15 protein-coding genes are annotated in these 14669 nt (G+C 43.6%); 4 read left to right on the top strand and 11 right to left on the bottom strand.

Going from position 1 to position 14669, the window contains the following annotated elements; all coding sequences use genetic code 11:
- Nucleotide 1 precedes the first annotated feature (1 nt).
- Both NL645_RS09795 and NL645_RS09790 read left to right on the top strand, forming a co-directional pair.
- The gene (locus NL645_RS09795; RefSeq protein WP_253651636.1) at nucleotides 2-454 is read left to right on the top strand and encodes a beta-galactosidase subunit beta; all 453 of its coding nucleotides are present in this window, start codon (nucleotides 2-4) and stop codon (nucleotides 452-454) included.
- Nucleotides 455-532: 78 nt separating this feature from the next.
- A complete protein-coding gene (locus tag NL645_RS09790; protein ID WP_006742400.1) occupies nucleotides 533-1966 on the top strand; it encodes an amino acid permease in 1434 nt (477 codons plus the stop codon).
- Nucleotides 1967-2014: 48 nt separating this feature from the next.
- On the opposite strand, the gene NL645_RS09785 is transcribed toward NL645_RS09790, so the two are convergent.
- Entirely contained in the window at nucleotides 2015-2959 is a 945-nt protein-coding gene (locus NL645_RS09785; protein WP_253651635.1) for a LysR family transcriptional regulator, read from the bottom strand.
- A gap of 88 nt (nucleotides 2960-3047) precedes the next feature.
- Here NL645_RS09785 and chrA point away from each other — a divergent pair, with 88 nt between their 5' ends.
- Entirely contained in the window at nucleotides 3048-4187 is a 1140-nt protein-coding gene (chrA, locus tag NL645_RS09780) for a chromate efflux transporter (RefSeq protein WP_253651634.1), read from the top strand.
- A gap of 100 nt (nucleotides 4188-4287) precedes the next feature.
- Nucleotides 4288-5385: a phosphatase PAP2 family protein gene (locus NL645_RS09775; RefSeq protein WP_253651633.1), complete on the top strand. Its 1098-nt coding sequence runs from the start codon at nucleotides 4288-4290 to the stop codon at nucleotides 5383-5385.
- Between the two features lie 32 nt (nucleotides 5386-5417).
- Here NL645_RS09775 and NL645_RS09770 read toward each other — a convergent pair whose 3' ends face one another.
- Genes NL645_RS09770 through NL645_RS09725 form a run of 10 tightly spaced genes read right to left on the bottom strand, consistent with a single transcriptional unit; the run spans nucleotide 5418 to nucleotide 14663 of the window.
- The gene (locus NL645_RS09770) at nucleotides 5418-6509 is read right to left on the bottom strand and encodes a phosphatase PAP2 family protein (protein WP_253651632.1); all 1092 of its coding nucleotides are present in this window, start codon (nucleotides 6507-6509) and stop codon (nucleotides 5418-5420) included.
- A gap of 19 nt (nucleotides 6510-6528) precedes the next feature.
- A complete protein-coding gene (locus NL645_RS09765) occupies nucleotides 6529-7542 on the bottom strand; it encodes a lipopolysaccharide assembly protein LapB (RefSeq protein WP_182032741.1) in 1014 nt (337 codons plus the stop codon).
- A gap of 20 nt (nucleotides 7543-7562) precedes the next feature.
- Nucleotides 7563-8504, bottom strand: coding sequence for a type II secretion system F family protein (locus NL645_RS09760; RefSeq protein ID WP_047008928.1), 942 nt, complete (start codon nucleotides 8502-8504; stop codon nucleotides 7563-7565).
- Nucleotides 8505-8506: 2 nt separating this feature from the next.
- Entirely contained in the window at nucleotides 8507-9475 is a 969-nt protein-coding gene (locus NL645_RS09755) for a type II secretion system F family protein (protein WP_006742394.1), read from the bottom strand.
- A 9-nt stretch (nucleotides 9476-9484) separates the two neighbouring features.
- Entirely contained in the window at nucleotides 9485-10930 is a 1446-nt protein-coding gene (locus tag NL645_RS09750) for a CpaF family protein (protein ID WP_253651631.1), read from the bottom strand.
- A 12-nt stretch (nucleotides 10931-10942) separates the two neighbouring features.
- Entirely contained in the window at nucleotides 10943-12151 is a 1209-nt protein-coding gene (locus NL645_RS09745; protein WP_048625931.1) for an AAA family ATPase, read from the bottom strand.
- Nucleotides 12152-12163: 12 nt separating this feature from the next.
- The gene (locus NL645_RS09740; protein WP_041852895.1) at nucleotides 12164-12682 is read right to left on the bottom strand and encodes a TadE/TadG family type IV pilus assembly protein; all 519 of its coding nucleotides are present in this window, start codon (nucleotides 12680-12682) and stop codon (nucleotides 12164-12166) included.
- On the bottom strand, nucleotides 12679-13143 hold the full coding sequence (locus NL645_RS09735; protein WP_012841464.1) for a TadE/TadG family type IV pilus assembly protein: 465 nt from the start codon (nucleotides 13141-13143) through the stop codon (nucleotides 12679-12681). Before NL645_RS09735 ends, NL645_RS09740 begins: the two co-directional genes overlap by 4 nt.
- Before the next feature lies 1 nt (nucleotide 13144).
- Nucleotides 13145-14413, bottom strand: a complete 1269-nt coding sequence (locus NL645_RS09730; RefSeq protein WP_182032742.1) for a pilus assembly protein TadG-related protein — start codon at nucleotides 14411-14413, stop codon at nucleotides 13145-13147.
- Nucleotides 14414-14438: 25 nt separating this feature from the next.
- On the bottom strand, nucleotides 14439-14663 hold the full coding sequence (locus NL645_RS09725) for a hypothetical protein (RefSeq protein WP_012841463.1): 225 nt from the start codon (nucleotides 14661-14663) through the stop codon (nucleotides 14439-14441).
- Nucleotides 14664-14669 lie beyond the last annotated feature (6 nt).

Below are 14669 nucleotides of genomic sequence, written 5' to 3'. Positions count from 1 at the left end.
CATGATCGTGTTAGACAGCTTAGAGCAATTCAAACAGGTATATCGCAACGGTCGTAAATGGAACCGCTGTGTGGAAGCCATTGGCAACATCGGAAACATCAAAGATGGCGTGATGCACTCGATTGGCGATTCACTGGTTTACATGGTTGAAGATGGCATCGCGAAACAAACCGAAATGTTCATCGGTAACCGTCGTTACTTCGATGTGCATTACTACCTCGAAGGCCGAGAAAGCGTTGAGTTCGCGGATAAAACCGCGTTAACACTAGAACAAGCTTATCGTGATGAAACCGACCGCGAATTTTTTTCTGGTCAGGGTGTAACACGCGAGCTTTGCGAAGGCCAAGTGGCGATTTTTGAAAACAGTGAAGCGTACCGCTTCCACGGAGACAACCGCGTAAGAAAAGTCGTGCTCAAAGTGACCATCGAAGATGGCTACTTCCTAAATAAATAAAACAAGAGAAGGGCTGTGGTCACAGCATTACAAGCCCTTCCTCCCTACAATTCCAACGTGATTCACCGGAGATAGAACATGTCTGAATCCAAACGTAATACGATAGGCAAATTCGGGTTGTTGTCCCTCACCTTTGCTGCAGTATTTAGCTTTAATAACGTAATCAATAACAACATCGAGATCGGTCTAGCGTCTGCGCCAATGTTTTTTCTGGCGACCATTTTTTATTTCATCCCTTTCTGTTTGATCATCGCAGAATTCGTATCTCTGAATAAAGATTCTGAAGCGGGGGTCTACGCATGGGTAAAAAGCTCACTCGGCGGTCGCTGGGCGTTTATCTCTGCCTACACTTACTGGTTCGTTAACCTATTCTTCTTCACGTCCTTGCTACCGCGCGTTATCGCTTATGCGTCTTATGCGTTCTTGGGCTATGAATACATTCTGACGCCATTCACCACTACCGTGCTCAGTATGATTTTGTTTGCGTTTGCGACCTACGTATCGACAAACGGCGCGAAAATGTTGGGGCCAATTACGTCGGTGACCTCCTCCCTCATGCTGCTACTGACAATGTCGTACATTTTACTGGCTGGCGCAGCGTTGATCGGCGGCGTAGAACCGGCTGACCCAATTACTGTAGAAGCGATGATCCCTGATTTCAGCTGGGCATTTTTAGGCATTACTACATGGATCTTTATGGCGGCAGGCGGTGCGGAATCGGTCGCGGTTTACGTAAACGATGTGAAAGGCGGCTCGAAATCGTTTGTTAAAGTCATCATCATCGCAGGTATCTTTATCGGTGTGCTTTACTCAGTCGCGTCTGTTTTGATTAACGTGTTTGTTCCTAGCGAAACCCTAAAATACACGGGTGGCTCGGTACAAGTATTTGAAGGTTTGGCTGCGTACTTTGGTTTGCCAGAAGTATTGATGAACCGCTTTGTAGGCTTGGTATCCTTTACCGCTATGTTTGGCTCTCTACTGATGTGGACAGCAACGCCAGTGAAAATCTTCTTCTCTGAGATTCCAGAAGGCATTTTTGGTAAGAAAACCGTAGAGCTGAACGAAAACGGCGTACCAGCTCGCGCAGCTTGGTATCAGTTCCTTATCGTCATTCCATTGATGATCATCCCAACATTAGGTTCTAACACCGCTCAAGATTTGATGAATACCGTGATCAACATGACCGCTGCCGCCTCGATGCTGCCACCACTGTTCATCATGCTGGCGTACCTGAATCTGCGCTTGAAACTGGATCACGTCGAGCGTGATTTCAAAATGGGCTCACGTAAAATGGGCATCGCTACCGTATCGGTACTGATCGCTATCTTTACGGTTGGTTTCTTAGCATCGACCTTCCCTACTGGGGCCGACATCATGACCATCATTTTCTACAACGTTGGCGGTATCGTGATTTTCCTTGGCTTTGCTTGGTGGAAGTACAGCCAATACGAAAAATCATTGAATCAAGAAGAGCGTATAAAAGAAGCCGCGCCAGCTTCGCAAGCGGTATAACACAGACTCTCAATGACAAACATTCTGGGCACCCTTTGGTGCCCTTTTTTATATGTGAGAGGTGATGGTCGAAGAAACCAGCTCGCGTAGCCAAATGCCTTTGTCTTCATTGTTTCGGCTGGAATGCCACAGCATGGCAATATCAAAATCCGCAACGGCGATCGGCGGCTTAACAGTAATGAGATCGTCCGAAAAGCCCTCAGCCAACGCCATTTTTTCTGGCACGATGGCAATGAGATCGCGCTTTTTCAATAGATGCCGAATCGTGAGAAAGTTGCGCGACGCCACGGTGACTTTACGGCTCAAGCCATGTTCTGCGAGCTTTTGGTCTACTTGTGTCTTTAAGCTCCCATCGGGACTTACCAGAGCTTGCTCTATGTTCGCGAACGCTTCCAGAGACAGCTGTGTTTCCCCTTTCAATACCTGTTTATCACACATACACACGTGTTTTTCCGTGTACAAGTACAAGCTCTCAAAGTTGTCATCCAACACCGGCATGCTGCCAATAATGACATCGAGCTTTTCGTGCTCAGTTAATGCCACGTAGTTGCTACGATTGACGTTAATAAAACTGATCTGGGCCTCTGGTGCGCGCTGGCGTATTTCGTCATAAAGCAGAGGAGCAAAAATAAACTCGGCATAATCCGTTAACCCAATGCGACATACACCCGCGTAATTTTCAGGCTGGAAGGCAGACTTAGTGAGCAAGTCTTTGGCGATAGAGTCCAGCAAATGATGCACGGTTGGCGCGATGTGGTGAGCGTGCTCGGTGGGCTCCATCTTGTGCCCTTTTCGCTCAAAAAGCGGGTCATCAAACAACAACCTTAAACGAGACAAACTATAGCTCATCGCCGACTGGCTAACGTAACTTTTCTCTGCCGCGATGCTAACGCTTCGATGGCGATACAAGTAGGAAAACGTCACCAATAAGTTCAAGTCAATGTTGCGCCACTGAATGTCCTCTTTCACCTCAACATCCTCATCCCATTTCATTCATAAATGAAATTAAATCTATCAATTTGAGTCATTTTAGAGCATCCGATAAATTAGCAGCAATGCTTTTTAGATAAACAGGCTCGACATGTTCACCATCTTCAAAACTTTTTTCTGGCTGGGTTGGTTCAGCTTCGGCGGCCCTGCGGCTCATATTGGTTATTTTCGCCAAACCTTTGTTGAGAAACTGAAATGGCTTGATGACAGCGAGTACGCACAAATCGTCGCACTCAGTCAGTTTTTGCCGGGACCGGGATCAAGCCAAGTCGGCTTTGCATTGGGTTATAAACGCGGCGGTTTAAGTGGCTCATGCGCAGCATTTGTCGGATTCACGCTTCCTTCGGTGATCATCATGTTGGCACTGGCGATGGTAAGCAGCCAAATCACCGACACCGCTGTGTTCCAAAACATCGTTCACGGCCTAAAACTGCTCGCAGTCGTCGTCGTGGCGGATGCGACTTGGGGCATGTACAAAAACTTCTGCCAAAGCAAACTGACCGCGGGTTTGTGCGTCGCGACTGCGATTGCGTTGCTGGTGGCACCAAGCATCATGACGCAAATGTTCGTGTTGCTCGCAGCAGGTTTTGTCGGCATGCGATATCTGAAGAAAGACTCCGCGCCATCAACCGAGCCGTTTAAACCGTCTATCGCGCCATTGGCTCTATTTGCGGTGCTTTTACTCGGCTTACCGTTAGTGGCTCATACGTTGCCTTTGCTTGGGCTGTTTAGTGATTTTTTCCAAGCTGGTAGCCTAGTGTTTGGTGGCGGTCATGTGGTTCTGCCGCTTCTGCAAAACATTGTTGGTGACCAGCTTAGCCAAGATGCATTTTTAACAGGCTACGCCGCTGCACAAGCTGTACCGGGGCCAATGTTCACCTTTGCGACTTTTATCGGCTATGAGCTTTCGGATACGCCAATTTTAGGCGCGCTGATCGCAACGCTTGGCGTATTCCTACCAGGGTTTCTTTTACTGCTTGGCGTTCTTAAGAACTGGCAAGCACTGGCACGCAAACCGTTGGTCTCTGGTGCCATCAACGGTGTAAACGCCTCGGTAGTAGGGTTGCTACTCGCGGCACTTTACCAGCCAGTATTTAGCAGCGCAGTTGTTGCTCCCATCGACATGGCGTTAGTGATTGCGGGTTTCTATCTACACAAAAAGGTCAACCTATCGGTGCTATGGATGATCGTGTTTTTTGTGGCAGCAGGCCTTGTCACGGACATGATGTAAAAATCTTAAACGACAAACTCTTAGCGAGCACTTAAATACAAGTGCCCGTTTTCTCAACTAAGCTTAATGACATTGGAAGGATAGAGATGATGGATCGTCGATGGAACAAGACAACAATTACCAGATCAACGTAAGTTGGCAGCAAAAAGCAGCGACTTGGCTCCAGTCTATGAAGAATGAGTTATTGATCGATAAGATTTTCTACACCTATTGCTTTATCTCGACTGCTGTCATTTATCTTTGTTCTTTATACCTCGATTTCCCTATTGATTACTCTTTTACCACTTACCTTGAAACGCTCATGCAAGCTTTGTATGTCACAGGTTTAAGCTGGTGTATCTATTATTATTTCTATCTCATACTGCGCAAAGAAAAACAGCCAGCAAAGTGCTTCATACGAAAACTGAAGCATCTTATTTTTCCACTCCACCGCCCTGTATCAGTGTTTGTTTCGATGATGGCACTTAACCTGATTTTCTCTAACCACACGTTTTTGAAATCGCTTATTCCAATCATCAATCCTTTTAAATGGGATCTAACCTTTGCGAATATTGATACGCTGTTGCACTTCGGCTTTGCACCTTGGGAATTGACCCATGCATTGTTCTCCAATGCTTGGGCCTCACTGGCGCTAAACGTTGCCTACAACGCATGGTTTTTTTGTATGTGGGGGATACTCATCTTTTTCCTTATCTACAAAAAATACCCGTTGGTAAGGCAACAATTTTTACTTACCTTTGCGCTGTCTTGGATGATTCTTGGCGTTTTCTTCGCTACGTTACTCTCTTCAGCAGGTCCTTGCTACGTGGAGCTTATCACTGGAGATGAACAGTTTGTTCCTCTGATGAAAACGCTCGAAGCCCAAAGCCAATATCTTACCAATGTGGACGCTGGGCAATTGTGGACATTGCCTACACAGCAATATCTTTGGGATGAGTACATCGCGAATGCCAATGGTATTGGTTCTGGTATTTCGGCAATGCCGAGTTTGCACGTCTCCATTGCTGTTTTGATGGCGCTATCAATTTATAGACTCAACAAAACCATTGGCTACTTTGCTTACGCTTTCGTCGTCATCATTCAAATCGGTTCGGTACATTTAGCCTGGCATTACGCCATTGATGGTTATATTGCTACAATATTAACCATCATATTATGGAAAAGTGTGGGGTATGCTTTAAAACCCAAAAATAATTAAAACAATGTATTTATAAGACAGATTTTAAGCAATTAAAGAAGATAAATTAGCTTTTGCCTTTTTAAAATAAATTTAGCAAATCGCCAAGTTAAAAGCGTAACAACAATCGCCACATAACCATCAACAGCATAATGCCAACCAAGGTGTACAGAGGCAATCATGATTATCAAAGTAAACAACCAAAACAACAGCCCAATTTTTTTATTCACCTTAAACGCTCCTATCGCCAATAAAACCGAAGAGGAGATATGCATACTTGGCATAGCAGAGATACCTGCACCAATATCACTACTCCGATTAGAATAGGCTTGCCACAGGTAAGATTGAAGTTGGCTAGTTTCACCACCATAGATTTTAAGAAGCCAAAAACTATCGACTTGATAAGACAAACGCTCCATAAGAGGCTGATAATGCGTATTTTCAGGATCTAATAAGTGAACAAAACAGGGGCCAGCAGAGCTCATTAATATTGCCAATATGCCGCCAATAAAGAACCAAGACATAAAAAAAGACAATAAATAAGCCTGTCTAACATAATGGTCTTTACAATACCACATAAAGTATAAAATCGCCCCCCAAATAAAAATAAACCACAAATTATAAGCAAAGTTAAATAAAAACGTCCAATAAGAGCTGTAAAAAACATCATGAGAAACTTCCCAAGGAGAGACACCTCCATGCAACAATTTATCTAATTGAAAGAAGAAATTATCATAATAAAATGGGTTGATATCGGGTATAATTTGTTTTAAATATGTGTAATTTGCTATGCATATATTTATTAGAATCAACCTAACAATAAAAACAATAACGTACTCAAGTTTCGATAGCATCCCCAACAATGTTAGAAAATAAGTTTTAAACAATTTATCTTTTTTACTTAACATCATTTTGAAATAAAAATAAATACTCCAAGCAAAAAGCAGTGCGATTAGGCAATTAATCAATCTACTCACATAGTCTACCAACTGATATTCATATAAAATCCTCTCCTTATAATAAATATATATTAGAAATGTAATAATACATGTAGATAAAACAAAAATATAAAGAAGCACGTCTTTATAAAGCTCCTGATATATTTTTTGAAAAGTGCTCTCTTTTTCTATATTTGCTTCTAACATCCCGTCATTACCTAGTTTTTTACTGCAACACAACCGTTGATGTATCCCCTCGCTCTCTTACCATTGCTAATGCTCGCTCTAAGTTTTTATTTGCCAGTTCATAGTAGGCAGGATTCTTATCAATAGCCTGTTGTAGATAAGGAATCGCCTCGCCTGGTTTGCCTTGAAGGATCAAGAAATAACCAACATTGTTGAGCGCTTCCGGCTCTGTCATGTGTCGACTAAAAATACTCAGAGCTTGTCGTGGTTGATCTTTTGCCAGTGCAATGAGACCCAAGTTATTGATTCCCTTTTCATCCCCCGGCTTAATGCTCAGCGCAGCTTGAGTAAAGTGCGCCGCTTTTGAATAAGCTTTTTCCATGTAGTAGGAATAGCCTAGGCTGACTAAAGCATTGACGTTTCTTGAATCAATATCCAACGCTTTTCGAATTAATGCCTGCGCAATATCGTGGTCGCCACGAATGTCGTAAAGTACACCTAGACCAGAGTAAGCAGAAACCGGTGATTTATCATCATAGCGATACGTTGCAACGCTCTCAGCTGTAATATTGTCTTTGGTAATAATAGGATTGCCATCCATACGAATTTGGTCAGCGTTCAAAGCGCGGATGTAGTAACTCTTCCCGACATCCTTTTCGCCACGTTTCGTATACAGAGTGCCAAGTTCTGTGAGGGAACCAATGTGATCAGGGTTCTCTGCTAAAGATGCTCGAAATGATTTATCCGCAAGTTCTGAATTCTCTCTTGCCAAATGGATGCGCCCCACGGTGTATAAGGTTTTGTCTTTATGGACCGCGTTAGGAAAAGAGAGCGAGCGAATGTATTCATACAACGCTAAGTCGACATTTTTATTGCTTAATGCAATATCCCCTCGAGAGATTGCCTCCTCCTCTGTTTTTGGAGGTTCATCATTGGTGAGTGACTCAACGGGCTTACCTGAGTACAGCGTTGAATCGAAGTCTGATGACTGTTCAGTTGTTGAACATGCGGTAAGCACCAACAACGAGATGATGACGTATTTCTTAATCCACATAACGATCCCTATTTTGCTTTTTAATTAGAAAATGCCTCAGCCAATGAAATTAACGCAGGTCCAATAGCCACGATGAAAAAACATGGCCAAATAAACAGCACCATTGGAAACATCATTTTGACTGGGATTTTTGCAGCAATTTCTTCTGCTGCTTGTTGACGCTTATCCCTATAGTCTTCGGTATACTCACGCAAGGAGTTGACTAAGCTCCCACCTATTCGAGAGGCGTGGCTAAGCATGCTCACCAGCCCCATCAATTCTTCTAACCCTGTCCTTAATACTAGCTCTCTTAAGGCTTCAGGCATTGGTTTACCCGCTTTAATTTTGTTGCACACCGTGTCGATTTCATCGGCAAGCTCTGGGTGAGAGATAACCAACTCGTCTGCAACGCGGCGCAAAGCCGCATTAAAGCCAAGCCCTGACTCGGTACAAACCACCAGCAAATCGAGCATGTCGGGCACACCTGCACGAATCGCTTGCTGACGCTTGTTGACCATTCGGCGCAAAATAAAATCAGGAATCAGAAGCCCAATAAATACGGATAACGCCATGTAGGTGTACAGATATTTAGATTCCGGAATCGAGAAATACACCAATGCCGCCACCATCACACCTAGTATTGTTGTGACCGATTTAATGGCATAGAACATCGACAATGCATTGCTTTCATGAAACCCAGCATGCATCAGTTTATTGCGTGTCGTTTGGCGCTCTTTTTCACTGGTTGGTGAAGTTAAAGGCGCTAACGACTCTAATGTGTCAGCCATTTTTTTGTTGTGGTGAGAGACTTCTTTTTTGTCGCCAGACAGTTCGGCTAACTTTCTTTTAATTGGCGAATTAACCCCAATAATTATCGATCCTAGCGTCATCACCACCAACACGGTAGTGATGAGGATCAACCCCATGAGTAACGTCTCTTGGCCGACAGCAAAACCGTTTAACCATCCTTGAATGCTTTCCATAGCTACACCTCAATATTGACGATTTTACGAATCCACAGCGTGCCGATAAATAAGGCCACCATCCCACCAATCACCATTTTGATCCCCATTGGGTGCGTATGAAGCAGCTCAATATACTCAGGCCGAACGAGTGAAATGATGACGTACAACCCAAAAGGCGCTAATACTAATACCCATGCCGACATTCGAGATTCCGCAGAAATAGTTTTGATTTTTCGAGCGAGTTTGAAACGAGCACGTAGGATATGAGAGAGCTTTTCAATGTTTTCGACTAAGTTACCACCCGTTTCTTTTTGCAGTAACACCGCACTCGAGAAAGCAAGCATGGATACCGTAGGGGTTCTTTCCGACATTTGCATAATCGCCAAGCGGAGGTCATAACCATAGTTGAGTAAGTTAAAGGTATTCATGAACTCAGGGCCAAGCGGCGCACTGACCTCTCTGCCTACTTCCCCAAACGCTTGTGTAATTGGCTGACCGGCCTGTAGGACGCGCTTAATGATATCGAGCGCCTCTGGTAGTTGCTCTTCGAACTTCATTAAACGATCGGCAATTCTTTTCTGTAGGTAGAAGTAAACCGACACCCAACAAGCGACAGCAACACCGGCACAGAGGTACCAAACTTGCCCGAATAAGAACAGAAATAGCCCAACCGCAACCCCACCGAGGAAGGTGAGAAAAATAAACCGACTGAAACCCATGTGTATCCCAGCCAATTCCAACTTCTTCTTAAAGTTATCGAATAGGCTGAACCTCACAAGCCATCGCTCTAATGGAGAAAGGTTTTTGAGCGAGTTTTCCCTTAGTAGGGAAATACTCTCTTGATCGATGTGTTTATGGCTTTCGTGTATCCGCTTAATTAACTGCTTATGCTTAACCTTTTTACCCGCAGAAGGCAGAATTAACGCCTGGCTAATAAAGAATACGGACAAAAAAAGCAGCACAAGAAAAAGGGGGAATTGACTATCCATAGCAATCTCCTAACGGGCTTTTTCATTGAATATTTCAAATGGTACGTCTAAGCCTCGTTTTACTAATTGGTCATGACAGCTTGGTACAATCCCTGTTGCCATGTAATCACCTAACACATTACCTTCTTGATCGACCCCTCTTCTTTGGAAGGTGAAGATCTCCGACATGGTGATAACTTCGCCTTCCATGCCATTGATTTCTTGTACGCTGACCATGCGGCGTTTACCGTCTTCTTGGCGATCCATTTGCACGACAATATTGATGGCGGAGGCAATCTGCGCTCTCAAGTTTTTGGTCGACACATTCCAACCCGCCATCGAGAACATATTCTCAATACGGCTCAACGCATCCCTTGGTGTGTTAGCGTGAATGGTGGCCAGCGACCCATCATGACCCGTGTTCATTGCCGATAACATATCCACCGCTTCTGAGCCACGAACCTCACCAACAACTATCCGGTCAGGACGCATACGTAGCGAGTTTTTCACTAAATCGCGCTGAGATATTTCACCTTTACCCTCGATATTAGAAGGACGTGTTTCTAAGCGGATAATATGTGGCTGTTGGAGTTGTAACTCTGCCGAGTCCTCAATAGTCACAATACGTTGATCACTTGGAATGAAGCCCGACAAAATATTCAGCGTGGTTGTTTTACCAGAGCCTGTACCACCAGATATCAGGATATTCATTTCCCCCACAACCGCAGCATTGAGAAACTTCGCCATCTCTGGAGATAACGAACCAAGCTCTAATAGGTTATCCATATTCAAACGTTCAACTGCAAAACGTCGAATAGAAACGGAAGGGCCATCAATGGCAAGAGGAGGAATAATCGCATTGAAACGCGAACCATCTTTGAGTCGAGCATCCACCATTGGTGATGCTTCATCGATTCTTCGTCCAACCTGGCTAACAATGCGATCAATGATGTTGCGCAGATGGCGCTCATCTAAGAAGGTATGTGGCGTTTTCTCGAGCTTACCAAAACGTTCGACAAAGATATTTTTCGGACCATTGACCAAGATATCTGAGATCGTTGGGTCTTCAAGCAGCGGTTCCAGCGGCCCTAGACCAAACACTTCATCTTCAATTTGATGTATCACGCGATTGCGAGCTTCAGAGCTCAACGGGTGTGTTTGATCTTCAGCAATGAGCTGAACGACCGCTTCGCGTAACTCCTCTTTCGCACGATCTTCTTGCAAGTGCGATAGAAGCCCGAGATCTAAGGTATCCAGTAGCTTTTTGTGATAGTAGTGTTTGATCGAGAGATCTTGTTCTAGCTGTTTTTTCTGCTCCTCGATCGCTTTCATCTTGGCTTCAACAGGCGATAAAGCCCTTTGCTCATCTGACGTATCTTCGTCAGACTTTGCCAACTCGACATTCACAACTTTGGATTCTTTTGTTTCATCTACGGAATTGAAAGAACTCCCGACGCCTTTCCGTTTGAAAAACATAACTCCCCCTTACTAAGAAAATAGTTTTTTGATCCAACTTTGATTCTCTTTGGTCGGACTTTCTAATAAGTGCGATATTTCAGCCAAAGAAGCTTTCAGCGCACTATTTTTCTTAGATTGAACAATTGGGTTACCCAAATTAGCGCTCTCGATAGCAATAGCAAAATTATTAGGTACTAAATGTATCGCATGTCCACTAACTGCATTTTCAATGTCTTTCAAAGATATTGTTGATTTCTTTTCAAAACGATTAACAATCAGTTCAACCTGATGACTACTTAAACCATAGTCTAATTCTAAAGAACGTATGTAGCTGACAGCATGCTTAACCGAAGTAACATTCTGCTGCATAATTAAAAAGATATGCGTAGCCGGAGAAACAATTTGTTGATAAACATGCTCAACACCATGAGACAAATCCACAATAATATGTGAGTAAAACTGTCTCAGAATAGGTAATAACTTACTGACTTGAACTGCGTGTTTATGATTATCCTTGGTATCATTTTGGTTAAAACATAAATAATTCAAACCTGAAGGATGTTGATATACGAGACCTTCTAGTGATAACTCATCCAAATCATTAACAGAATCAATCACATCATTAATATTGTATTTTGGCTTACAGTTTAAATAATCGGCCGCATCACTAAACTGCATATCTAAGTCAATGAGTAATACTTTACTCTTCGCGTAACTTGACAGTTCTATCGCGGTGTTGATCGCCAGTGTTGTTGCACCCGAACCACCTTTTGTATTGATAAATAAAGTTAAATCGCCCATTTGTTTATTGGCAATCTTTTCATCCGCGGTCGATTTTAATAGCGGATAAAGCTCACCAAGATCAACAGAACGCGACAAATAGTCTGTTGCGCCAAGCCTCAACGCCATTTTGAGAGATGCAGTATCGTTTTCATCACCAAATACAATCAAAGCGGTGTGATTATGCTGTAAGCTACTGTCACTAGAGTACACATGAGCCACTTTCTGCGCCCAACTTTCACCGGTTTCAATATAAATAAGATCGGGAATTTGCTTATTTTTCACAAAGTCCAAATTAAAAGACTCTAGCTCTATCCAATCAATATTTAGATTGACACATCCGGATAATTCATCAGCAATATGAATTTTAAAGTTTGACGTAGAATAAACTATCCAAACAATCAAGTTAGTTTTTAAACTTTTATATGTTTCTTCATTTATTTTAACTGGTTTCAACATAAAGCTACTCCATTAGCAATCCGTAATGACATTGGTCCCTTCGGGTCTAAGTATTCCTAAACTCTCTGCAGGCAATATAGTTTCAAAAGCTGGAGTACTCCCTACTGCATTAATTAAAGCAGCTAAAACAAAAAACTGAAAAGTATAATTCACCGCTCTTGCTCGAACATATTTAATTTGAGAAAACTGCGCATTTAATACGTCATTAGACGCAGGAGGGGTAGAAAGAAAGCCTGATACATCAACACTTGCACCAGCTTCATCAAGATAATCTATCTGTAAATTACTCGCAGAAAAGCCTGATGGGTAGAGATCTGATACAGCTGGTAAGTTAGGAATGTCATCCCTATCAGCGATATAGCACACGGTGGCAAGCCTCGCAGCTCTTCGTGTTACTTCATTGACCATTTGCACCGAAAAGAAATAGATCGCAAACTCGATGATCAAAAACAGGACTAATATAACGGCCAAAGCGATTACCGAGAACTCAAGCTGAGTCACTCCTTTTTGTTTCGTTATCAATCGTTTCATGGGCCTGTCCTCATAGACGTGGTCGCCCCAATGCTAAATTGCAAAGAAGTGCTCGAAAAAGGTAAAGTCGAGAATATCGGCACGTAATTGTAAGTCGCCGATAGAGTGACCACCTTATTGGTACTCGTTGGTTGGGTAATGACAATATCGTCCACACTGATATGGTCTATCACAGGTGTAGTAGAGGCAATTGGGCTTCCATACACAACGACATTCTTGATACTGGTTTCGTCAGCAATTGACTCAAAGTTCAACGTGCCGTACGTATCAACGACCGCATACCTTGCCCCATTCTGCAGCGCTTTATTGACCTCGGTATACTGAATAAAAGCTCGGCTCACATCGATCACTAAAACGGTGAGCATCAATAGCACTGGCAAGGCGAGAATAAACTCTATGATTGCCAGCCCTTGTTGACTGCAAATATTTGGCCTTTGATGCTTTCTATTTGAATACAACATATCAAGAGGCCCCGCTAAACGGATCTTTGTATAGCTGGATACGGTAGAAGCCTTTATCTGTCGGATCCGTGCCAGTCGAACCGTTATTAATTAAACAATCATAAAGAAATTGCCCAAATACTGATGATTGACCTGAGTTACTGACTTTTTGTAGTAAAAAGAAGCAACCAAAGCCCAAAACATCAAAATCAGACTTACCAGTAGAAGCCGTACAATCTACGATAGGGATACGTAAAATCCGGCGTCCGTTCAGACCACCATCACCTGTATAACTACCGCCATCACAAGCTCCTCCGCTTTCACAAGAGCTTAGTTCCTGACGATAGTTGGCGTAATACAGATCGCCTGCGTACTCCGCATCGGTCTCAGCCAAAACATCGGGCTCTCTCACGTATTTGTCTGGTAAAACCGTTCCGTCATTTTTAATCGGTCCCGAAAAGTCGTTGAGCCTCACATTCAGTCCCTGTGCAACTGGACCTGCACTATTACCTGGTTTAGTCGTAACGGTATCGCCAATTGAGGCGCAACCGTTGTAAGCACCAGACAATGCATCACGAACTAAGGCTGCACCACTATTACCCGTTCCTTGCCCAAAATCGAGTAACTGAAAGTTCCCGGGCCCCATATCGGTGTTATTCTGATCCCCGACTTTCAGCTCATGCACTAGAGAAGGATCCATATCTACATTAGGGTCGTAACCCGGCGGACGATACCCCCATGCATCACTCACATCACCAGCAGGATCACCACACATGGCGATTGGCGTTAAATTACACGTATATGCAATAGCCGCACTCCGCCCTGCAACCGCACTCGCAGAGACCTCTTTATCAATCCCAAACAAACCACTCAGATACTGCGTTAGGCTAATATCGGTGACCGCTACGCGGACATAAATATCGTACTCCCCCAATGGCGGTGTAAAACTTGCTGCACTTACAAACGTCTGCATGTCATGCGAGAATGTCACTGCTGTATTACTGTCACTAAACGTCAGCTCAGAATTTCCAGGCTCGGTTGATATTCCACTAAGCGTTGTTCTCACTGCGGTTTCAGCCTGATTCACATCCTCTGTCTTATCGGCAACGACAGCACCTGCAAGGGCCGCAGTATCGACCGCATTCTGTAAACGTGTTTTATTAAGAACTTGGTGGTTTAAATCAATACCAAACGCCGCAACGCCTAGCAGAATCAACAAAACCAAGCTTATCAACACTAAGGTAATCCCTTTCTGGGTTCGCCTTGGTGCTATATGCATATTCCTTCGCATAGCCCCTCCTAAGTGAACACATCACTTACTCATCTTTGGCTACCCCGTTGTTGTTATATACCTCTAAGCTAACTTGTGTACGCTCACCACTACCTTCCGGTAAATAACCCAAATTCTCATACCACGCTTCTGGATTAAGAGTTTGTTCAGCGCGCAACTGGCTAACCGAGATACCAAGCTCGGGGTCATTCGCACAGCCAAACAAGCCGAATGATGTGAAACAAATGGTCATTATCATTATGCTTTTCATCTTGCT

It is taken from the genome of Vibrio sp. Y51_MX_L26 (assembly GCF_024181935.1).
Classification (GTDB): domain Bacteria; phylum Pseudomonadota; class Gammaproteobacteria; order Enterobacterales; family Vibrionaceae; genus Vibrio; species Vibrio diabolicus.
This window is presented reverse-complemented; position numbering and strand designations above follow the sequence as displayed.

Bases quoted from the DNA above. Each gene is read 5' to 3' on its own strand.
- NL645_RS09740 (WP_041852895.1), bottom strand. From the start codon at position 12,682: ATGAAACGATTGATAACGAAACAAAAAGGAGTGACTCAGCTTGAGTTC.
- NL645_RS09760 (WP_047008928.1), bottom strand. From the start codon at position 8,504: ATGGAAAGCATTCAAGGATGGTTAAACGGTTTTGCTGTCGGCCAAGAG.
- NL645_RS09750 (WP_253651631.1), bottom strand. From the start codon at position 10,930: ATGTTTTTCAAACGGAAAGGCGTCGGGAGTTCTTTCAATTCCGTAGAT.
- NL645_RS09775 (WP_253651633.1), top strand. From the start codon at position 4,288: ATGGAACAAGACAACAATTACCAGATCAACGTAAGTTGGCAGCAAAAA.
- NL645_RS09735 (WP_012841464.1), bottom strand. From the start codon at position 13,143: ATGTTGTATTCAAATAGAAAGCATCAAAGGCCAAATATTTGCAGTCAA.
- NL645_RS09785 (WP_253651635.1), bottom strand. From the start codon at position 2,959: ATGAAATGGGATGAGGATGTTGAGGTGAAAGAGGACATTCAGTGGCGC.
- NL645_RS09725 (WP_012841463.1), bottom strand. From the start codon at position 14,663: ATGAAAAGCATAATGATAATGACCATTTGTTTCACATCATTCGGCTTG.
- NL645_RS09795 (WP_253651636.1), top strand. From the start codon at position 2: ATGATCGTGTTAGACAGCTTAGAGCAATTCAAACAGGTATATCGCAAC.
- NL645_RS09765 (WP_182032741.1), bottom strand. From the start codon at position 7,542: ATGTGGATTAAGAAATACGTCATCATCTCGTTGTTGGTGCTTACCGCA.
- NL645_RS09770 (WP_253651632.1), bottom strand. From the start codon at position 6,509: ATGTTAGAAGCAAATATAGAAAAAGAGAGCACTTTTCAAAAAATATAT.
- NL645_RS09755 (WP_006742394.1), bottom strand. From the start codon at position 9,475: ATGGATAGTCAATTCCCCCTTTTTCTTGTGCTGCTTTTTTTGTCCGTA.
- chrA (WP_253651634.1), top strand. From the start codon at position 3,048: ATGTTCACCATCTTCAAAACTTTTTTCTGGCTGGGTTGGTTCAGCTTC.
- NL645_RS09730 (WP_182032742.1), bottom strand. From the start codon at position 14,413: ATGCGAAGGAATATGCATATAGCACCAAGGCGAACCCAGAAAGGGATT.
- NL645_RS09790 (WP_006742400.1), top strand. From the start codon at position 533: ATGTCTGAATCCAAACGTAATACGATAGGCAAATTCGGGTTGTTGTCC.
- NL645_RS09745 (WP_048625931.1), bottom strand. From the start codon at position 12,151: ATGTTGAAACCAGTTAAAATAAATGAAGAAACATATAAAAGTTTAAAA.